This is a genomic window from Flavobacterium profundi (assembly GCF_006491645.1).
In the GTDB taxonomy this organism is placed as follows: domain Bacteria; phylum Bacteroidota; class Bacteroidia; order Flavobacteriales; family Flavobacteriaceae; genus Flavobacterium; species Flavobacterium profundi.
Window position 1 is genome coordinate 1 of sequence record NZ_VDCZ01000020.1, and the last position, 19104, is coordinate 19104.

Consider the following 19104-nt stretch of genomic DNA (forward strand, 5'->3'; position numbering starts at 1 on the left):
TCAAAAGTCTCTTTTTTTGTCTCCTTACATGAAGTAAAAAGAAGTAAAAATGATATTGTCAGTCCTAATATTTTCATCTGTTACTGTCGTCTTTTAAAATGCCCTATAACGTTATCAGGCTTGCAGAAGTGGCAAAAAGTAAGCCTTAATTTTCGATTTTGCCAAAACATTACAAACACAAAACCAACTTTAAATTAAACCCGAACTTGCCATTTTTGCAAACCTGTGTTAGCATTAGTGCGGTTTTTAAAAACTTAATTTATGACACTAAAAGAAAAAATACAAAAATATTTAGACGAAAGCATCAATGATGAATGGTTAGCTGGAGGTTTGACATTTATAGCAGAAGACTACACTATGCAAATGATGTCTTTTTTATCATTTCATAAAATAAAAATAGAAGATTGTAAATATTATCTTCCTGACGGAACATTGATTGCAGAAAACAACGAAGAAATGTTGAAAGAATTTAGAAAACATTATAAAATAAAAGATGAAAAGTAATATATCAAAAAAAATAATTTCTGAAACATCAGAAGAAACAAAACAAAAAGCAAGGGATTATTCTGAAAAAAGAATAAACTGCAAACACCCAAGAGAACAAAGAAGTTACATTGGTAAAAATCTTTTAAGATGCAATGTTTGTGGTGTAGAATTTTCGTAGCATTGATGCTAACGTTTTGCGGCTACAAGTAGTGGCGTGAGCCAACACCAAGCCATAACAAATATAAACTTATTTTAGAAAATTCGGAGAATTTACGGAATATTACTGAACTAGCCATTACTTGTAACTGCTGTTGGCAAATCGTTTTTTATATAATCTTTTATGATATCAAATTATATTAATACAAAAACTGAATTTTAATAAAATTTAAAAATATTGAAAAAAAACAACCAACAACTATCCTGTTTTTTAATATAGTATTTAAATTATTGTTTTGAAAGTTTTAATGTCAATTTTTCATTATCTTCTAAATTAGCTGAACCTTGTGTTAAAAATTCATCTGATAAAAAAAACAACTCTAATTCTAAATTATTTTCATCAATTGAACGTATAAAGTATCTTTTTTGAAGCATACCACCATTGTAACCACCAGATTGGCTAAATATCCTTAAAACTTTAACATTGGGGTCATTTGTGTAATCTATTACACTATAGCTGTAATTTAATGTTGTGACTTGAAAACCTGTAACACCGTTGTTTCTGCAGAAGGTTTCTGTTACGTTTTCAGGGCTGGTAAATTCCAAGGCATAATTATTTTTAAAACAAGTGCTTGGATAAAATTCATTATTAGAAGATGTGTAAAATTGCTGTTCTAAATTCCATTTTCCGACTAGCTGTTCTTCTAAATTTGGTTCTTGATTAACATCATCGTCTTTACCGCACGAAAAAATTAAACAAAGTGTAAGGATTGCAAAAAAGATTTTGTTTTTTTTCATTTTTTAAATTTTGTTTTTGTTAATAATGTTAGATTTTAAAAGTTATCTAATTTGTCATTTACTGAGTGAAGTTTAATTTTTAATTCACCATTAGATTTTTTGAGATCTTTTATGTCAATTTGCAGTTTTTCAATTACTGTAATTAAGTCTAAAATTGTTTGTTCAAGTCGCTGTATTTCAGTCATAAAATAATTTTTTAATTAACCTTTGTCCAATTAGAAATCCAAATTTCACTAGCTGGGACATTACCTTCCTGACCATATCCGTCAATTTCATAAAAAAGTTCTAATTTCAAGTTTTGATTAGATAATTCTCGAATGTAAAATTTCATAGTAAATTCACCTCCAGTATAACCACCTGTTGGATTTGTATAAGTTAATACGTTGTTTACTACTGAATAGTCTAATAATGTATTACTGCCTACTTCTGTACAATTTGTATTATAGCCAATTTGGTCATATTCTTTTATATCTAACTTATTGTTTTCAAAAAATTCAAAAGTTTCTAATAATTCACATTGGTCTAAATTTTCTATGTTACCACCATATTTTGAAGAAGAAATTTTCCATTTTCCAAATATTTCTGCGGAAATATTGGAATCATTTGAATCATCGGAAGAACAAGAAATTCCTAAAAAAGGAATAATTAATAACATTTTGTAATTCATCTTAATTTTTTTCATTGTATTTTTTGTTTAAATTTTGCACAATAGTTGGTTAAAATGTTTGCCAACGTTTTGCGTGTATGAGAAGTAGCGGATTAAAAAGCATTTCACTTTCAGTTTGGTACTGACTTTTATTATATGTGCTGACCTTTGATTTAGCACTAAAACCGCTATTTCTTATACACGCTGTTACCTGCTGGCTATTTTTATTTCAGTATATATTTCCTTTTTTATTTTAGAAAACATTTTTACTTTTCTGTCGGATTATCTTTTGGAAAAAAATTATAAACACCTTTACCTTCTGCAATTAGTTCATCATTTTGGAAGGCTTTCATTTTCGTTACAAGTATTCTATTTCCAAATCTAACAATTTTGCCTTCTACAATTATTGATGATGCTTCCGCTCCTTTCAAATAATCAACTCTTATATCAATTGTAGATAACTTATCCTCAAAAGATTTAAAGTGAGTTCCGCCCGCAATTCCTCCAACAGAATCCATTATTGTTGCAATAATTCCTCCGTGCCATCTATTTCTTCTAAAATCTCCGACTACTTCGTCTCTGAATGGAACACTAACCTTTACAAATCCTTTTTCAAGAACTAATAATTTTAGTCCTAAAAATTTATGAATTGGAATGTGTTGTTCAATTACTTGTTTAAATAATTCAATGTTTTGTTCTGTCATTTTTTTTAAGTTTTATTATTTTTTAGCTTGCAGGTAACGTTTTGTGGCTTTGCTTAGTGGCGAGGAATAAGCACTGCCGATTATTACTGTTTTTTAGTTTCTCGCCGAAACTTTTTTGATAAACCCTGAACTTCGCCATTGAGCAAAACCGCTGTTGTGTAATCGGCTTTTTATAGATTATTTAAATCTTTCAAATAGTTATCAGTAGCTGAATTAAGTATTTTACTAATTTCTATTTTATCTACTTCTTTGTCAGAAGAATCTTTTAACAAGTTTATCTTATTCTCAAACTCATCTTTTGTTAAAACTCCTGAATCAAGTAAACTTTTTAGCTGTTTATATTCCGTTGAGTTTTTCAATTCTCGTTCAGATATGTCTGTTTCAATTTTTCCAATTTTCTGATTATATTCTTCATCTGTTAGTATTCCTTTTTCTTTTAAATTTACTAAGTTTGAAATTGTAGACTCTAATTTCATCTTAGTCTCAGTAACTTTTCTTTCATTTGTGCCTTCAAAATAATATTTAGGTTCTTTGTTTAACACATTTCCTTTTGATAATTCAAAGCAATAGAATGCTGAAGAAAAATAGGATAATAGAACAAAAAAGTTTATAAATGAAAAATTATCAATACCCTGATAGAAACCATATAAACCTGCTAAAATTAAAAATGCCCCAAAAACTGAATAGAGTGAGTTTGCTTTTGTAGGTTCTTTTTTTGCAGATGGACTAAATATTAATCCTATAATTCCTGGAATTAAGCCAAGCATCATAAAAAAGGAATAACCTCTTCCGATATGTTTACTTCGTCCAACAAATTCGGCACTCAATAAAGCTACCACTACAACTGTTATTGCAGGTATAAAAGTTTCGTATAAAAATTGTTCTTTCATAAGAGGTTTTATTTAAACTGCAATTTATAAAAATCTTTTCTTACTTTTGGTTTTTAATTTTCAAAAAATGTTTTATAAAAATTACCTAAAATTTTTAGATTCTATTCTACGTTGCTTTTCAGATGATTATAATAATAGTAAATCGGTAGATGATTTAAAACAGTTTGTATTTAAAAATGTTTTATCTAAAGGTTATGATATAAATAAACCTGATAAAAACCTTAAAAGAATTACAGAGGAAGTTTTTACCTATACAGACTATTTGAAGTATGGTATTGAGTTTTTAAAACAAGAAGGTTTAATAACTTACGACGATACAAAAAGAGATAGTGAAAAAAGTGTCAGAATAACGTCTAAAGGTTTTAACAAGATAAAAACTGAAGGTTTCTATAAAAAATCAAAAAACGATAAAATAAATGTTTGGCTTCAACGTTCCGTTTGGTTTTCTGCTTTAGCTACTTTATGTATCACTTTATATACTCAATTCATTAGAACAAAAAGTGATTGTATCTGTAATACTCTTTATAAAACTTCCACAGATTGTAATCATAATATTCAATCATATCCCACTCCAAGTAAATTTCACAAACAATATTCCCTAAAAGACTCACTCCAAGAATACAAATAATAAAAGTATCAAAATTCATTTTTCTGTTTAGTTTATTTTCTAAACATTATGTATTTTTCAGCGTCATTTCTAAGCTGTTACACAACGGTCCGCGGCTAAAGAAAGTGGCGTGAGCCAAAACCAAGCCAACCCAAAAATAGACAAAAATTAGAAAATTCGGAGAATTTTCGGAAAATTCTTGACCAAGCCATTTACTTTAACCGCTGTTGTAGGAAGTTTTTATTTTGTAGGATAACTTTTATTTTCTATGAAATAATACATTAGTAAATTAAAAATATCATTATCTCTATACGTATCAATTTTAAAAGAATGACCAGTTTCAAACAGTCCAAAAAATAAATTTACTTGAGGTAATCCATTAATAATTTTGAATTCATATGGATTAGTTTCCGATACTTTTATTCCTTTCCATTCGCTAGAAAATGTAACATCTTCTAATTTTAAATTTTTTAAATCTGCTACTATCTTTCCTTTTTTATTTACAATTGTTCCATTTTTATAAAATTTATAATCCATATATTTAAAAAAGCCATCTTTTTTTAATAGCCTTAAGTAATTGTCAAATCTATCCTCAAAAGTTATTTTAGAAATGTGATTGTACATAAGAATTAATATTTCAAATGCATCTTTTTTTACTTTAACTTCAAACCAACTATTTTGAATTAATGGTATGTCAACTGATAAATCAAGTATATTACCTTCATCATCTCTATCATGAAGACCAACTCCAAAAAGTACTTTTCTTTCATTCAAAAAGCCTTTTGAAATTACATTTGACTTGAAAATTAAATTAGAAATATATTTGTATTCTAATGGAAATTCATAACCGTCCATTTCAAGATAATGCAATCCAAAACGAGTGTTGCCGACAGACCAATAACTATCCTCATCAGGTAATTTTATGTGCTCATTTTGTTTGTCCTTATAATCTTTATATGTTTTTATAAGTTTTTCTTTAGATTTTGATAGGTAATTAAAAAGATTACTTTCAGTGCTTAAAAATTCATGACAATGTTTGCATTTTTTTGCTTCATCTTGTATTTCTTCAAAGCAATAAGGACATTTTTTCATATATATTTATTTTATCAAAAATTAAAAATTATATTGTTTTTAGCACAATATTCAGAAATAGTTGTATGAACTACTTCTCCACGGATTCCATTTGAAATCACTACATAAATTTTAAGTTCGGTTTCTGCAGACAAATATAATAGAGATTGATTGACTGCATCTCTATTACTTAAAGCATGATGTATTGAACGTAAAACTGCAATCCTCGGCGCAATTTTATTCACTAATTTATAGAAATTATTTAAAATTAGTGGGTCAGTAGGACCAATAAAAGTGTAATCATTGCGTAAAAGAAACGGTTGAAACTGGCTTTCTAATTCAAATAATTTTTCTCTCATACTTTTCGTAATTTTTTTTAAAATTTCCTACAACGTTTTGCGGCTACAAGTAGTGGCGTAAACCATAACCAAGCCATAACAAATATAAACTTATTTTAGAAAATTCGGAGAATTTTCGGAATAGTACTGAACTAGCCATTACTTGTAACCGCTGTTAGCAACAGTTTTTTATTGTCCAATATCATTAATACCTTCGAGATATTTTAATTCAATTTTAGTTGTCTTTTTGAATTCAGATATTTCTTTATCATTCATATATCCGATTACTGCATCTTGTCCGAGAACATAAACTGTAAATTTTTTAGTGTTTTTATTTACGGAATTTACTTCTTGAATTTTGTCAAATAACTCTCCGTCAACCCAATCATTGTCAATTCTCAAATTCCATTTATAACTTTTACCTTCAAAATCAAAAGAAACCCAAGCTTGTTCATTTTCTATATCAACGTAATCTTTTATATTTTCAAGGTTTAATTGTCCTTTTGAAATTCTTTTTAAGTTTTCAAGAATATCTACATACGAACCATGGTCTTCAATACATTCTGCATCAAAATGCCAACAATCGTCAGTAATAGGAGTGTAAGGTTCTTTTTCAATTGTAGAACCTAAACAAACATACATCAAATTCCACGGGTCATTTTCAAATTCTGATTTATCAAAAGATTCCAATAGACTTTCTTTGGTAATACCATTATTAAATTTAAAACCTAACTTTTGAAAAGAATCCAATTGTTGTTCAAATGTTGCTTTTGGTATTTTTTTTACATTTTCTTGGATGAACTTATATGCTTTGAAACCATTCAGTATAAAAAATACACTGACCATTATTATAATTGATTTTACCATATTTTTTTTCAAAATTGTTGCTAACTTATTTATATGTCTGACTTCTTCAGACCTATACAACAACCATTTGTTAGATAGGTCTGAAAACAGTCAGACTTTTTTCTTACCCAAAAATAATAATTATCTATTACAAATCATCAAAAGGGCTTTTTATTTGTTCTAAACTTTTTGTGCTTACATGAGTATATATTTCCGTTGTTCTACTACTATTATGACCAAGCAATTCTTGTATGTATCTTAAATCGGTACCGCTTTCTAATAAATGAGTCGCATAACTATGTCGCAACCAATGCAAGGTGACAGGTTTTGAAATCTTAGTTTTCTGCAATGTTTGTTTTAAAACACTTTGTAAACTCTTTTCAGAATATTTAACACCTTTATTTTGTCCTTCAAAGAGCCAAACCATAGGTTTGTATTGTACATAATAGACTCGTAGCATTTCTAAAATTTTGATAGACAAGGGTACAATACGGTCTTTTTTTCCTTTACTTTGTCTAATGAGCACAATACCTCTTTTGGAATCAATATCTGTAAGTTTTAAATGCAATAATTCGCTACGTCTTAAACCGCAACTGTAAATCATTGAGAGCATTGCTTTATGTTTTAGATTGCTAGGTGCTTCTAAAATGAATTTTATTTCTTCCTTACTCAAAACATTAGGCAATACTTTTTCTCGTTTGGGACGATGAATTTTATCAATAATCAATACTTCATTACGTATGGTTTTAAAATATAATTTGATTGCATTTACAATCTGATTTTGATAGGAAGTGGAAAATTTGTTTTTTAGAATGTGTTCATTGGTAAACCATATGACATCGTCATTCGTAATTTCTGAAACAGTTTTGTGAGTATAAAACGTTAAAAACGATTTTAGTGCATCTGCATAAGTTTTAATGGTATTTTCACTATACCTTTTCGCTTGTAACCATTGTTTAAATTTTTCTAATTGCCGAATGCCTTCCTCCGATAGAATTGGAGTTGGAGGTATTTTAAAATGTGCTCTGTTTGCTATAGTATCAGGCAAATGCCAATATTTTTTAGAAGCACTCCAAGTTGCTCCTTTAAAAGTTTTAACATATTCAATTAAACGTACGTCTTTATCAAAAAATACAGCAATACGAGGTATTCCTTTGTGAGTAATTAATTTGGCTTTCCAATTCATTTTGTGTGGCTTATATACTTTCAAAAATACTATTTTTTTACTTAGATATTTAAAAAAAAGCCTTTGTTTTAAAAGTAAAATCTAACACCACCAACCACCAACTAACCCATAACCTCAACAATTTCCATAACACCTTTTGATATCGGATAAAAACACCATTTATTTCTTGAAAAAAAAGCCCAATGGCTACACGATACAGGAATTATAATCGGGTAGTGTTGTTGTACAGCTAAAGCTACAACTCTAGGAAAACTAAGATTTATTACTACTTTTTTCTTCGTACAGATGAAAATCCCCTAAATAACCAAGTAATGTTATCGAAATGAAAACTAAAAAAAAGAATATAAAGAGGGTTTACCCGATTCTTTTTTTGCGTACCAAAAGCCAAACCACTATGGGAGCTCCTATAATGGAAGTAATCGCATTAATGGGTAGTGTAATATCATTCCCAGGTAATTGGGCTACTATATCGCAAAACAATAACACGATGGCTCCTAACAAAGAGGTGCTCCAAAACAAGATAAAATGATTGCTGGTTTGAAACAACAACTTGGCCATATGAGGTACCGCTAACCCAATAAAGGCTATTGGACCCACAAAGGCTGTAATACTTCCAGCTAAAATACTCGTAGCAAACAAAATAATGTAACGGGTACGTTTAAAATTAACGCCTAAACTACTCGCATAGCGTTCTCCTAATAAAAGGGCATCCAAAGGTTTGATAACTAAAAAGCTAAGGCTTATACCAATGCAGGTTACAATGGCTAAAAAACTAACATTGGACCAACTCAAATTACCCAAACTTCCCATCTGCCAGAAAGTGTATTTCTGTAACTGTTCGGCGGTGGTAAAATAGGAAAGAACCGAAACGATAGCACTAGTTAAACTACCAAACATCAAGCCTACAATCAAAATATACATGGTGTCTTTTAGTCGTTCTGATACTAATAATACAGCAAATAATACTAACGAACTGCCTATTCCTGAAGCGAATACTAATCCTAGTGATGAGGTAAATACTTTGGAAAGCCCTAAAGGTAAAATACCTGCTCCTAATACTACTATGGCTACACCCAAACTGGCTCCCGAACTCAATCCTAAAACATAAGGTCCTGCTAAAGGATTTCGAAATAACGTTTGCATCAATAAGCCACTAATAGATAAAGCAATGCCTACTAAAATTGCAGTAATTGCTTTGGGTAATCTAAAGTTTATAATGATATAATCCCACGAAGTTTTTGAAGTTGCATTACCAATCAACGCTTGGGCTACTTCTTTAAATGGTATCTTAATCGAACCTAAACTGATATTCAATAAGGTCAAAAATACCAAAACAAGTACTAAACAAATTAATAATATGGTAAACTTCCTGGTCACTTTAGTCTAACTTTTTGGCAAAGGTAAAGGTATAATTGGGTAAAACCGTAGGGTGAAAGATTTTAATATAATCTTTTAAAACCAAATCGGGTCGGCTAGGTGCTGTTTCATAATAAATAGTACCTCCTGTAGCTCCTTTTTGACTTTCAAAAGAATACACGTTTTTATGTTGAAAAGCATCAAACTTGGCATAATGATGATTCTCTTCTAAAAGTTGATCCAAACTCATAATCGATCCATTGGTAATCCACACATCAGCATGTGCTGCCGTATCAAACACACTTTCAAAACTTAAGGGTTCGCTTCCCATACCTGGTAAATCTTTCCATAAATAATCGGCTTTAGCATCTTGTAAGAACTGGGCAATCCAACTATTCCCTCTGGCTACAAACCATTGGTCTTTGTACAAGGAACCATACAAAACTTTTTGTTGGGGTGCCAAGTCTTTTACTAAGGTAAGGGTTTGTTGGTAATTGTTGGCAATGGAGTTAAATATAGAATCTCCTTCTTTCTCTTTTCCCAATAAGGCAGCATAAAACTTAATCCACTCGGCTTTACCTAATGGAGATTGTTCCATCCAATCACCTTGAAACAATACATGTAATCCATTCGAAGTCAGTTTGTCAACCATAGGATTCGTGTTGTCTACTCCAAAGGTTACAATGGCATCGGGTTGCATATCAAAGAGTAATTCAATATTTAAACTTTCATTCTGTCCCACATCTCTTACTTTGCCACTGTCAATTAAGGCTCTGGTTTTTGTTGACGAAATATAATTGGTATGGGGAAAGCCAATGAGCTTCGTTTCGCTGTCTAACATCTCTAAAAAAGGAATAATCGTGGTAGACGTAACGACTAACTTTTGTAAGGGAACCGTAACGGTAGTATAATCGTGTAAACTATCGGGCACTACACCGTTTTGTTGTTTTAAAATATAGGTAAAGGTTTTTTCGGCTTTTGGCCAAGGATTCAAAACTTTTATGACACTATAACCATCGTATTTGTAAATAGCTAAGCCACTAGCATATTGGATTTCATTTTCAGGAACTTTGCTAACAACAGGAGTGTTTTTAGTAGTTTCTTTACAACCTAATAACAGAAAAGGCAGTAACAGTAGAAGTCTATAAGCGAATTTCATGTGGTTTTTTCGTTTGCACAAATGTATGAAAAATTCTACGCTTCCATTTTATTAAAAATTAGAAACACTATCTTTACCACATGAATACAGTAAGAGAAAAAAAATGTGCACAATGCCAAACTTCTTTTGAATGTGGCAATTTATCAGAAACAATCAAATGTTGGTGTAATGATTTACCGCCTATTTTTTCTCTAGACAATTATTCTGATTGTTTGTGTCCCAATTGTTTAAAGCAAGCAACTATTACAAGAATAAATGAATATGTAGTAACCCTAACTCCTGAAAATAGTAAAACCAATAAGGCAAAAGACTTACCGAAAACCACACATTTAGTGGAAGATATTGATTACTATCTGGAAAATGGAATGTATGTGTTTACCAAATGGTTTCACCTCAAAAGAGGCACTTGTTGCGGCAACGGATGCAGACACTGTCCCTATTAATTAGAAATTAAAATTATGAATTACAAGTCTTAATAAATAATAAAAACAAAACACTACTAATCACTAATTACAAAATGATATACTTAATAACAGGAGGGGAACGTTCTGGAAAAAGTGGATATGGACAAGACCTAGCCTTATCTTTATCTGAAAATCCCATGTATGTAGCTACCGCAAGAAATTGGGATGGCGATTTCCAAAAAAGAATAGACCGTCATCAAAAAGATAGAGATGAACATTGGATTAATATTGAAAAAGAGAAACACTTAAGCGAAATAGATTTCTCTGGAAAAGTAGCTTTAATCGATTGTGTCACACTTTGGTTAACCAATTTCTTTGTCGATACTAAAAATGATGTTGAGGCTTGTCTTGAACAGGCTAAAAAGGAAATCGAACTCATCTTGGAACAAAAAGAAATCACGGTCATTATTATTACGAATGAAATCGGAATGGGAGTACATGCTGCAACATACGTAGGAAGAAAATTCACCGAGTTACAAGGTTGGATGAATCAGTATTTAGCTAAAAAAGCAGATAAAGTAGTCTTAATGGTTTCTGGAATTCCAGTGCCAATAAAATAAAACACATGAAAGTTTTAAGTTCGTGGAGTGGTGGTAAAGACAGCTGTTATGCACTAATGAAAGCAGTGCAACAAGGATTACAACCTACAGCGCTCCTCAATATGATGAATGAAAACGGTAAAGTATCGCGTTCGCACGGCATTCCGTTAGCTATTTTGGAACAACAGGCAGCCCAAATGCAATTGCCTTTAGTGGCGGTGCCAGCCGCATGGTCTCAGTATGAAGAACATTATATTGCTACTTTACATCAAATAAAAAAGAAGTATGCTATCCAAGGAGTCGTTTTTGGTGACATTGATTTGGAACCACATCGAGAATGGGAAGAAAAGGTGTGTACTGTGGCCAACTTAAAAGCGTTCTTACCTTTATGGCAACAGGATAGAATTCGTTTGGTACACGAAATGATAGATAATGGCATTGAAACACTTATAGTATCGTGTAATTTACAAATGGGAGAAGGGTATTTAGGAAAGATCCTTACGAAAGAATTAGCTTATGAATTAGCACAGAAAGATATTGATCCTTGCGGAGAAAATGGGGAGTTTCACACCTTAGTAATCGATTGTCCTTTATTTGAAAATAAAATTCAATTGCCAAGTTTTGAAGTGAAAACATATAAAAACTATTGTTTTATAGTATGGAGTGACTAACTTCAAGTAGGATAAATTAGAATAATAATTATGCGTCAGTTCGAGTGTTTTTTATGAAAAGAAATGGAAAAAAAATGTATCGAGAACTTTTGAAACAACAAGTACAATGTATTAAAAATATAGCGTTAATTCTTCGTCAGTTCGAGTGTTTTTTATGGAATGAAATGGAGTAAAAAATGTATCGAGAACCCATAACAAGATTTTAAAAGTAGCAATGAAAGATTTATATGACATCATAACGTCAAGAAGAGATACCCGTCATTTTACCACAGACGAGGTTCCAGACGAGGTACTTGCTCAAGCAATTGATGCAGGACATCATGCACCTTCTGTTGGACTGACCGATGCAACACGCTATTATATCATTACAGCAGGAGAAATTAAAAAACAAATCAAGACCTTGTTTTTAACCTACAATGAAAAGGCAGCAGAAATCACAGATACAGAAGCTCAAAAAGAAGCCTATCTCAACCTAAAACTAGAAGCTATTGAAGAAGCACCTGTTGGAATGGTGATAGCTTACGATCGTTCGGTATTAAATACATTTACCATTGGAACTGTAGGTAGTAATGAAGCCATTAAATTTAGTGCTGTATGTGCTGCTCAAAACATTTGGTTATCGCTAACGGAACAAGGTTATTCAATGGGTTGGGTTTCAATTCTAAATTATTATGACTTCAAAACCTTGTTGGATATACCTGAACATATTGAACCATTAGGATACTTTTGCATTGGTAAACCTGCAACCGATTATGGAAAACAACCTATGTTGCAACAATTGAATTGGAAAGATAAAAGTGGGTCTGCCAATGTTACTCATATTAACAGTAGTAAGGCTATTTCTAAAATAAAAAAGGAAGAAAATACAACTCTTCAAACTCCAAATAAAACACTGAAAAAACAATTACAACACAAAATAAATCAGAAAACCAAACCGGAAGGAGCTTTAGGTCTTTTGGAAAAACTGGCCTTACAAGTAGGACTAGTCTTTGAAACGGATGCACCTCAAATAAATGCACCTCACCTTGTAGTCTTTGCAGCGGATCATGGAATTGCCAATCATGGCGTTAGTGCGTATCCACAAGAGGTAACCCGACAAATGATTACTAATTTTCTAGAAGGAGGTGCCGCTATTAATGTGTTTTGTAACCAACATCATATTAATTTAGAAATTGTAGATGCAGGTGTAAATTATGATTTTCCAACGCAAACCCAATTGATACATAAAAAAGTGGCTAAAGGCACCCAATCTTTTTTACACACGGCTGCCATGAGTTCTAAAGAAAGGGATTGGTGTTTTCAAATGGGAGCTGAGGTGGTAAACCAAATTCACGCAAAAGGTTCTAATTGTATTGGTTTTGGCGAAATGGGTATTGGTAATACTTCAACTGCTTCCGTGTTGATGGCAATGCTAACTCCTTTTTCAATTGAAGCTTGTGTCGGAAAAGGAACAGGAGTAGCCAATGAAAAACTAGAGAATAAAATAGCGATTCTTTCAAAATCCATTCAAAACTATAAAGGAACAGACGATTTAGAAGAAGTAATAACTTATTTTGGTGGTTTTGAAATCCTACAAATGGCTGGCGGTATGCAGCAAGCCTATCAAAATAAAATGCTCTTCTTAGTAGACGGATTTATTTCTAGTGTAGCCTATTTAATTGCTTTTAAAATGAACCCTGCTATTAAAGCGAATGCTATTTTCTGTCATTGTTCAGAAGAAAAAGCACACAAACTATTATTAGAATATTTACAGGTAACTCCTATTTTGCAGCTGAAAATGCGGTTGGGTGAGGGGAGTGGTTGTGCCGTAGCTTACCCCATAATTCAATCTGCTGTAGCCTTCTTAAATGAAATGGCTAGTTTTGAAAGTGCAGGAGTAAGTAATAAATAAATTGGACCTATAATGAAAAAAGAAATCGCTATATTTTTTACAGCTGTTATGTTTTACACAAGAATTCCTTGTCCCAAAAATATAACGCACAATCCTGATTATTTAAACAAAGCCACACGTTATTTTCCACTGATTGGATGGATAGTAGGTGCTCTTTCCGGACTTGTATTTTATGGGTTTTCCCAAATCTTGCCTGTTTCTATATCGGTTATTTTAAGTATGATAACTGGTATTTTAGTCACAGGAGCTTTTCATGAAGACGGTTTTGCTGATGTATGTGATGGTTTTGGTGGTGGTTGGACCAAAGAAAAAATATTAAAGATAATGAAAGATAGTGCTATTGGTGCTTACGGTGCCATTGGAATACTACTTTTATTGCTTTTAAAATATGTTGCGCTTGTAGAGGTGCTGACTTCTCAAACCAATTTAATTAATATCCTGTTTCTTTTTATTACAGCTCATGCTATGAGTCGATGGGCTGCGGCTACAATTATATTTACACACGACTATGTTCGGGAAGATGAACTAAGTAAAAGCAAACCTATTGCCAAAGCCTTTACTTGGAAAGAAGTAGTCGGTTCGGCTTTTTGGGGTTTACTTCCTTTAGTGTATTGGGTGTCTATAAATTATAAGATAGTTTTTATTCTTTTACCTGTATTCACTTTTAGAGGACATTTAGCACGTTATTTTAAAAAGTGGATTGGAGGTTATACAGGAGACTGTTTAGGTGCTACGCAACAAGTTTGTGAGGTGGTTTTTTATCTTTCTTTATTAGTTTTATGGAGATTTATTTAGTAAGACATACAGAAACTATTTGTGAAAAAGGAATTTGCTATGGTCAAGCCGATGTGGATTTACGAGAACCTTACTTACAAGAGTTTGAAAAGATAAAACAGCAACTTCCTTTACTTAAAGAGATTCCTGTGTTTTCAAGTCCGTTAAAAAGATGTACTCAATTAGCTGATTTTCTTTCAAATGGTGATTTTCAAACAGATGCACGTCTCATGGAAATGCATTTTGGAGATTGGGAACTACAATCTTGGGATGAAATACCTAAAGAACCACTTAATAAATGGATGGAAGACTTTGTTTCGGTTCAAGTGCCTCATGGCGAATCCTTTGTTTTATTATACGATAGAGTGCGCTCTTTTATAGAAGATCTAAAGAGAAAAAATATCAAAAAAGTCCTTATTATTACCCATGCTGGAGTAATTCGAAGTTTTTTATGTTACCAACAAAATTTACCGTTACAAGATGCTTTTCAAAATAAGTGTAACTTTGGTGCAATTTTTAAAATAATATTGAAATAAAATGAATACAGATTCAAGAGAATTTATGGCAGCCGTATATACAATTATTGCTTTTCATGTAATTGTTGGAGTTGTCCTTTTGATTAGAAAAATGAGAAAAAAGAAGTAAAAAACAATTTTCTTTGGTATAAATAAAAAAGAAAGATTGATTTTGATTTCTTATTTAGGAAATAGTTAAAAAATACCTACATTTGCACGCGAATTTTGGTTGTTGTTAAGAAAAATCGAAACAACATTAAAAGGGAATTAGGTGAAATGCCTAAGCTGTACCCGCAACTGTAAGCTAATAAGCTTGTTATTATCTACATTACCACTGTTGGATAATTTAGAAGTTAGAGTTTAGAACTTAGAACGTTTTTTACATCAGCATTCTAAATTACAACGGGAAGGTCAATAACAAGACGCAAGCCAGGAGACCTGCCTTTATTCAATGAGTAACAAACTTTCGGGAAAAAAAGTTTGAGTATGGGTAAATTCTGTGCTTTTCTCCCTTTTATTAAAAATTATTTATTAACTAAAATGAACGCAACGTTTATGAAATGGAGTGCTTGTGCAGCATTCTTAACCTCACTTTCTTATGCACAAGAAATGGATACTTTACAAGTAACCAATTTAAAAGAAGTAGTTGTTTCCGACACCAAATTTGAACAACAAAAAGAAAAATCAGGTAAAATTATTGATGTAATTTCTGCAAAAGATTTAGAAGCAAGAAAAGGACAATCTGTAGCGCAAGTATTAAATCAAGTAGCTGGACTAGAAATTAATGGAAGTAATAGCGCTGCTGGTAAAAACTTTGAATATTACATTCGAGGCGGAAGAAGTCGTCAGGTTTTAATTGTAATTGATGGAAATCCTGTAAATGATGCGACATCTATAGCTTCTATTTATGATTTACGATTATTACCGGTAGAACAAATTGAAAAAATAGAAGTGTTAAAAGGATCTTCAAGTGTTTTATATGGTTCTGGTGCTGCTACAGGAGTTATCAATATTACTACAAAAAAAGCAAGTAAAAAAGGATTGAATGGCACCGCTTATTTTAACATTGGTACTCAAAACACCTCTGAGAAAACAAATTTATACGGACAAGAGTTCAATCAAGGCTTCGCAATAAATGCTAAAACAGGTAAGTTTAATTTCAATACGGCTTTGAATAGTACAGAAGTGGACGGAATTAGTGAAGCAAAAGGAACTAATTTTGAAAGGGATCCTTTTTCTAGAATCAACTTAAATCAAAAAATAGGATTTAAAGCTTCCGATAAATTAAATATAGAATCTTTTGTAAATTACGATAAGTTCAGCTCAAATTATGATGCGGGTGCTTTTCAAGATTCAGAATTTAACAAATATGCTGCAGAACAGGTTAGAGTTGGTTTTAAACCACAATACAAATACAATAAAGGAGAAATTTATTTAAATGCTGCTTTTGCTAATTTAGAGCGTTATTACGATTCGTATAGCACTTGGACCATGTCTTTAGATGAAATTTATTATAAATCAAGAACGATAAATGCAGATTTAGTAAATAAATTAGAGGTATCAGAAGGCATACACTTAATTACAGGTGTGCAATCGCAATTCATGGATATGTATCAAACAGGTGTATGGGGTGAAGTAGACAATAGAGCGACTAAATTTAATGTAATTGACCCTTATTTTACGGCAGTTTATAATAGTGATTTTGGTTTGAATGTAAATGCGGGTGCACGTTTAAATATTCACAGCGAATATGGAAGCAATTTAGTTTATAATGTAAACCCTTCTTTTTATTTAGAAGAGTACAAGTTGAGAGTATTATCTTCTTTTAGCACGGCTTATATTACTCCTACTTTGTACCAATTATATTCTGCTTATGGAAATTTAGATCTAAAACCAGAAGAAGATAAAACCGTTGAAGTAGGTTTTGAAAAAGGTTTTTTTGATAATAAATTCGTAATTAATGCAGTTGGATTTTACAGAGAAGAAGTAAATAAAATTGATTTTATCTCTTTAAATGTTGCTCCTTGGGGACAATATCAAAATATTGAAGATAAAATTAATGCAAAAGGAATCGAATCCAATCTTACTTATTTTGCATTCGAAAAAATAAAGGTAACGGCTAATTATACGTTTACTCAGGTGGAAACCAATGTAAGTCAACTGCAATTAATACCAAAACATAAAATCAATGCAGGTTTTGATTATGCTGTAACTACAAAATTGACTTGGACAGCACAATATCAATATACAGATGATAAAATTGATTTGTTTTATAATTCCTCAAGTTTTTCAAATGATGAGGTTGTTTTAAAATCGTATCAAACCCTACATTCAACCCTCTCTTATAAATTGAATAAGCATGTGTCTTTCTTTGGGAATGTAACCAATTTACTAGATGTAGATTTTACAGAAAAATATGGATACTCTACTAGAGGTAGGAACTTTAAATTAGGATTGAACTTACAATTCTAATACATTTGTTTTAAACTTAGTTAAAGAAAAACGCTCCATTTGGAGCGTTTTTTTATTTCTATTACTTGAAATCGGGAACTTGATCTAAATACATTTCATCTCTAAATGGTTGTATCGATTTGCTATCTTCAAAATATTCAAATTGATGTTCGGGTTGAGAAATACTAAAGCGCCCATTCGTATCAATATAATTTAAAGTCGTTTCTAATAACGGATCACTAGTTTCTCCTAAAACTCCTAAATTACCTAAATCTTCTAATTGAGAAACATCAGCGGGTAATCCATTTACATAATCACTAAAGTCATTTTTATTTGCAATTTTCAAAACAATAGGTTGCATTGCATATTTATGATTAGGATTTACATTTTCTTTTCTAAATGTTGGCGAATCATAAACGGTAATAGAACCTACATTTTTACCTGTAGTGGCATCACCAATTTGAGTTACATTAATATGTGCTTCTAAACCATTTATAACTAATTCACTGGCAGAAGCAGTTCTTTTAGAGGTAATAACATATAATTTATCAAGATTTAAGCTTTGTAAACCAGCTCCATTTCCTAAAGTTGTGGTAAATCGATTCAGTAAATCTTCCGGATCAAAAACAGCTTGTAATTTGTAATTCCATTGTTGTTTTGCAAAAATATCATTGTTGAATTGTCCCGTAATCATACTAGCTAGTCTCGTAGCAGTATTTACAGAACCTCCCGAATTGTATCTTAAATCTAGAACAAGATGCGTAATGCCTTCTGAAGCAAAATAAACAAAGGCGTCATTTAATTCCGATTCATATTGCGAATAAAAACCATTGTACATTAAATATCCTATTTTTTTAGTGCCAATGGTAAACGTTTTTTTGATATGAACAGGATTTTCTGAGAAAGCAGTTTTGGTAAGCGACACCGAATTTCCATTGGGAGTAATATTACCATTATCATAATCGGCTAAATTTAAGGTATACGTATCATTAGATAATAAACTACTATAATTGGTATTGGTTAAAGGAGTTCCATTAACAGCATAAAAAATGTCACCTCTTTGAATGTTTTTAGTTGCAGCATCAGAATTAGGTAATATATATCTTACCCATCCAAAAATTTCTGTTGTGCTACCGCTTTTATAACGCAATTCATAATCTACTCCATTGTTCTTTTGGGTTCCTGATAAGGCTTGTTCTAAAAGGGTGTAATCTGAAAAAAGCACACTAAAGCGATCGGTTTGAGAATCCACTAATAAATGGTCAAATAAGTCTTCTGGAGCGGAATAGGTGCTTAAAAAAGCTTGAAAATCACCGTCTGATGCAAAACGATTATCTGCTAAATCTGGAGAATCTTCTAACCAATAATAATATTGGTTTAACCCATTCCAAATAAATTCATTTATTGATCGACTCTGAGGAAAATCATCAAAGTCATCATTACAGCTAATTGCTGCAATTCCTAAAAATAATACTGCTGAAAATAAAACAATTTTCTTTTTCATACTAACAATTTGTTTATTAATAGTTCGGGAATCGTGTTGAACAATAAAATTT

At 31.4% G+C, this 19104-nt stretch carries 22 protein-coding genes and 1 riboswitch; of the genes, 10 read left to right on the plus strand and 12 right to left on the minus strand.

Annotation, left to right across the window (positions count from 1 at the left end):
• The first annotated feature begins 261 nt into the window (after nt 1–261).
• Nucleotides 262–504, plus strand: coding sequence for a hypothetical protein (locus tag FHG05_RS17710; protein WP_140999455.1), 243 nt, complete (start codon nt 262–264; stop codon nt 502–504).
• Nucleotides 494–664, plus strand: a complete 171-nt coding sequence (locus FHG05_RS18555) for a hypothetical protein (protein ID WP_157504317.1) — start codon at nt 494–496, stop codon at nt 662–664. The genes FHG05_RS17710 and FHG05_RS18555 overlap by 11 nt, the downstream gene beginning before the upstream one ends.
• A gap of 266 nt (nt 665–930) precedes the next feature.
• Here the strand turns inward: FHG05_RS18555 and FHG05_RS17715 are convergent, their stop codons facing one another.
• From FHG05_RS17715 to FHG05_RS17730, 5 genes are all read right to left on the minus strand, one after another.
• Nucleotides 931–1440 (minus strand): hypothetical protein, encoded by a 510-nt coding sequence (locus tag FHG05_RS17715; RefSeq protein WP_140999457.1) that lies wholly within the window; start codon nt 1438–1440, stop codon nt 931–933.
• A gap of 35 nt (nt 1441–1475) precedes the next feature.
• Nucleotides 1476–1625 carry a hypothetical protein gene (locus FHG05_RS18510; protein ID WP_157504319.1) on the minus strand — a complete coding sequence of 50 codons (150 nt, stop codon included), beginning with the start codon at nt 1623–1625 and terminating at the stop codon, nt 1476–1478.
• Between the two features lie 11 nt (nt 1626–1636).
• Nucleotides 1637–2122 carry a lipocalin-like domain-containing protein gene (locus FHG05_RS17720; protein WP_140999459.1) on the minus strand — a complete coding sequence of 162 codons (486 nt, stop codon included), beginning with the start codon at nt 2120–2122 and terminating at the stop codon, nt 1637–1639.
• Between the two features lie 230 nt (nt 2123–2352).
• Nucleotides 2353–2790, minus strand: coding sequence for a hotdog fold thioesterase (locus tag FHG05_RS17725; RefSeq protein ID WP_140999460.1), 438 nt, complete (start codon nt 2788–2790; stop codon nt 2353–2355).
• A 170-nt stretch (nt 2791–2960) separates the two neighbouring features.
• The gene (locus FHG05_RS17730; protein ID WP_140999462.1) at nt 2961–3680 is read right to left on the minus strand and encodes an SHOCT domain-containing protein; all 720 of its coding nucleotides are present in this window, start codon (nt 3678–3680) and stop codon (nt 2961–2963) included.
• Nucleotides 3681–3747: 67 nt separating this feature from the next.
• Here FHG05_RS17730 and FHG05_RS17735 point away from each other — a divergent pair, with 67 nt between their 5' ends.
• Nucleotides 3748–4308 carry a hypothetical protein gene (locus tag FHG05_RS17735; RefSeq protein ID WP_140999463.1) on the plus strand — a complete coding sequence of 187 codons (561 nt, stop codon included), beginning with the start codon at nt 3748–3750 and terminating at the stop codon, nt 4306–4308.
• A gap of 219 nt (nt 4309–4527) precedes the next feature.
• On the opposite strand, the gene FHG05_RS18560 is transcribed toward FHG05_RS17735, so the two are convergent.
• From FHG05_RS18560 to FHG05_RS17765, 6 genes are all read right to left on the minus strand, one after another.
• A complete protein-coding gene (locus tag FHG05_RS18560; RefSeq protein WP_198172275.1) occupies nt 4528–5379 on the minus strand; it encodes a hypothetical protein in 852 nt (283 codons plus the stop codon).
• Between the two features lie 14 nt (nt 5380–5393).
• Nucleotides 5394–5717: a hypothetical protein gene (locus FHG05_RS17745; protein WP_140999465.1), complete on the minus strand. Its 324-nt coding sequence runs from the start codon at nt 5715–5717 to the stop codon at nt 5394–5396.
• Between the two features lie 168 nt (nt 5718–5885).
• The gene (locus FHG05_RS17750; RefSeq protein WP_157504321.1) at nt 5886–6563 is read right to left on the minus strand and encodes a hypothetical protein; all 678 of its coding nucleotides are present in this window, start codon (nt 6561–6563) and stop codon (nt 5886–5888) included.
• 127 nt (nt 6564–6690) lie between these two features.
• Nucleotides 6691–7728 carry a tyrosine-type recombinase/integrase gene (locus FHG05_RS17755; protein WP_140999469.1) on the minus strand — a complete coding sequence of 346 codons (1038 nt, stop codon included), beginning with the start codon at nt 7726–7728 and terminating at the stop codon, nt 6691–6693.
• Nucleotides 7729–8082: 354 nt separating this feature from the next.
• Nucleotides 8083–9105: an iron ABC transporter permease gene (locus tag FHG05_RS17760; protein ID WP_235889692.1), complete on the minus strand. Its 1023-nt coding sequence runs from the start codon at nt 9103–9105 to the stop codon at nt 8083–8085.
• Nucleotide 9106: 1 nt separating this feature from the next.
• The gene (locus FHG05_RS17765; protein WP_140999471.1) at nt 9107–10243 is read right to left on the minus strand and encodes an ABC transporter substrate-binding protein; all 1137 of its coding nucleotides are present in this window, start codon (nt 10241–10243) and stop codon (nt 9107–9109) included.
• An 80-nt stretch (nt 10244–10323) separates the two neighbouring features.
• On the opposite strand from FHG05_RS17765, the gene FHG05_RS17770 reads away from it, so the two are divergent.
• The 7 genes from FHG05_RS17770 (at nt 10324) to FHG05_RS17800 (ending at nt 17569) form a co-directional block, all read left to right on the plus strand.
• Nucleotides 10324–10686, plus strand: a complete 363-nt coding sequence (locus tag FHG05_RS17770) for a cysteine-rich CWC family protein (protein ID WP_140999473.1) — start codon at nt 10324–10326, stop codon at nt 10684–10686.
• A gap of 74 nt (nt 10687–10760) precedes the next feature.
• The gene (locus FHG05_RS17775; protein WP_140999475.1) at nt 10761–11267 is read left to right on the plus strand and encodes a bifunctional adenosylcobinamide kinase/adenosylcobinamide-phosphate guanylyltransferase; all 507 of its coding nucleotides are present in this window, start codon (nt 10761–10763) and stop codon (nt 11265–11267) included.
• Nucleotides 11268–11272: 5 nt separating this feature from the next.
• A complete protein-coding gene (locus FHG05_RS17780) occupies nt 11273–11917 on the plus strand; it encodes a Dph6-related ATP pyrophosphatase (protein WP_140999477.1) in 645 nt (214 codons plus the stop codon).
• Nucleotides 11918–12131: 214 nt separating this feature from the next.
• Nucleotides 12132–13808, plus strand: coding sequence for a nicotinate-nucleotide--dimethylbenzimidazole phosphoribosyltransferase (gene cobT, locus FHG05_RS17785; RefSeq protein ID WP_140999479.1), 1677 nt, complete (start codon nt 12132–12134; stop codon nt 13806–13808).
• 12 nt (nt 13809–13820) lie between these two features.
• Nucleotides 13821–14603, plus strand: a complete 783-nt coding sequence (locus FHG05_RS17790) for an adenosylcobinamide-GDP ribazoletransferase (RefSeq protein ID WP_140999481.1) — start codon at nt 13821–13823, stop codon at nt 14601–14603.
• Nucleotides 14588–15118, plus strand: a complete 531-nt coding sequence (gene cobC / locus FHG05_RS17795; protein ID WP_140999483.1) for an alpha-ribazole phosphatase — start codon at nt 14588–14590, stop codon at nt 15116–15118. Before FHG05_RS17790 ends, cobC begins: the two co-directional genes overlap by 16 nt.
• Before the next feature lie 188 nt (nt 15119–15306).
• Nucleotides 15307–15557, plus strand: a riboswitch (cobalamin riboswitch).
• 80 nt (nt 15558–15637) lie between these two features.
• Complete coding sequence (locus tag FHG05_RS17800; RefSeq protein ID WP_140999485.1) at nt 15638–17569, plus strand: TonB-dependent receptor plug domain-containing protein; 1932 nt, start codon at nt 15638–15640, stop codon at nt 17567–17569.
• Nucleotides 17570–17630: 61 nt separating this feature from the next.
• Here FHG05_RS17800 and FHG05_RS17805 read toward each other — a convergent pair whose 3' ends face one another.
• Nucleotides 17631–19052: a S41 family peptidase gene (locus tag FHG05_RS17805; RefSeq protein WP_140999487.1), complete on the minus strand. Its 1422-nt coding sequence runs from the start codon at nt 19050–19052 to the stop codon at nt 17631–17633.
• Between the last annotated feature and the right edge of the window lie 52 nt (nt 19053–19104).

What these genes read in the sequence shown, in the direction of transcription:
- cobC (WP_140999483.1), top strand. Translation starts at nt 14,588, where the DNA reads ATGGAGATTTATTTAGTAAGACATACAGAAACTATTTGTGAAAAAGGA.
- FHG05_RS17750 (WP_157504321.1), bottom strand. Translation starts at nt 6,563, where the DNA reads ATGGTAAAATCAATTATAATAATGGTCAGTGTATTTTTTATACTGAAT.
- FHG05_RS17755 (WP_140999469.1), bottom strand. Translation starts at nt 7,728, where the DNA reads ATGAATTGGAAAGCCAAATTAATTACTCACAAAGGAATACCTCGTATT.
- FHG05_RS17725 (WP_140999460.1), bottom strand. Translation starts at nt 2,790, where the DNA reads ATGACAGAACAAAACATTGAATTATTTAAACAAGTAATTGAACAACAC.
- FHG05_RS17720 (WP_140999459.1), bottom strand. Translation starts at nt 2,122, where the DNA reads ATGAAAAAAATTAAGATGAATTACAAAATGTTATTAATTATTCCTTTT.
- FHG05_RS18560 (WP_198172275.1), bottom strand. Translation starts at nt 5,379, where the DNA reads ATGAAAAAATGTCCTTATTGCTTTGAAGAAATACAAGATGAAGCAAAA.
- FHG05_RS17715 (WP_140999457.1), bottom strand. Translation starts at nt 1,440, where the DNA reads ATGAAAAAAAACAAAATCTTTTTTGCAATCCTTACACTTTGTTTAATT.
- FHG05_RS18510 (WP_157504319.1), bottom strand. Translation starts at nt 1,625, where the DNA reads ATGACTGAAATACAGCGACTTGAACAAACAATTTTAGACTTAATTACA.
- FHG05_RS17805 (WP_140999487.1), bottom strand. Translation starts at nt 19,052, where the DNA reads ATGAAAAAGAAAATTGTTTTATTTTCAGCAGTATTATTTTTAGGAATT.
- cobT (WP_140999479.1), top strand. Translation starts at nt 12,132, where the DNA reads ATGAAAGATTTATATGACATCATAACGTCAAGAAGAGATACCCGTCAT.
- FHG05_RS17780 (WP_140999477.1), top strand. Translation starts at nt 11,273, where the DNA reads ATGAAAGTTTTAAGTTCGTGGAGTGGTGGTAAAGACAGCTGTTATGCA.
- FHG05_RS17775 (WP_140999475.1), top strand. Translation starts at nt 10,761, where the DNA reads ATGATATACTTAATAACAGGAGGGGAACGTTCTGGAAAAAGTGGATAT.
- FHG05_RS17765 (WP_140999471.1), bottom strand. Translation starts at nt 10,243, where the DNA reads ATGAAATTCGCTTATAGACTTCTACTGTTACTGCCTTTTCTGTTATTA.
- FHG05_RS18555 (WP_157504317.1), top strand. Translation starts at nt 494, where the DNA reads ATGAAAAGTAATATATCAAAAAAAATAATTTCTGAAACATCAGAAGAA.
- FHG05_RS17770 (WP_140999473.1), top strand. Translation starts at nt 10,324, where the DNA reads ATGAATACAGTAAGAGAAAAAAAATGTGCACAATGCCAAACTTCTTTT.
- FHG05_RS17790 (WP_140999481.1), top strand. Translation starts at nt 13,821, where the DNA reads ATGAAAAAAGAAATCGCTATATTTTTTACAGCTGTTATGTTTTACACA.
- FHG05_RS17800 (WP_140999485.1), top strand. Translation starts at nt 15,638, where the DNA reads ATGAACGCAACGTTTATGAAATGGAGTGCTTGTGCAGCATTCTTAACC.
- FHG05_RS17710 (WP_140999455.1), top strand. Translation starts at nt 262, where the DNA reads ATGACACTAAAAGAAAAAATACAAAAATATTTAGACGAAAGCATCAAT.
- FHG05_RS17745 (WP_140999465.1), bottom strand. Translation starts at nt 5,717, where the DNA reads ATGAGAGAAAAATTATTTGAATTAGAAAGCCAGTTTCAACCGTTTCTT.
- FHG05_RS17730 (WP_140999462.1), bottom strand. Translation starts at nt 3,680, where the DNA reads ATGAAAGAACAATTTTTATACGAAACTTTTATACCTGCAATAACAGTT.
- FHG05_RS17735 (WP_140999463.1), top strand. Translation starts at nt 3,748, where the DNA reads ATGTTTTATAAAAATTACCTAAAATTTTTAGATTCTATTCTACGTTGC.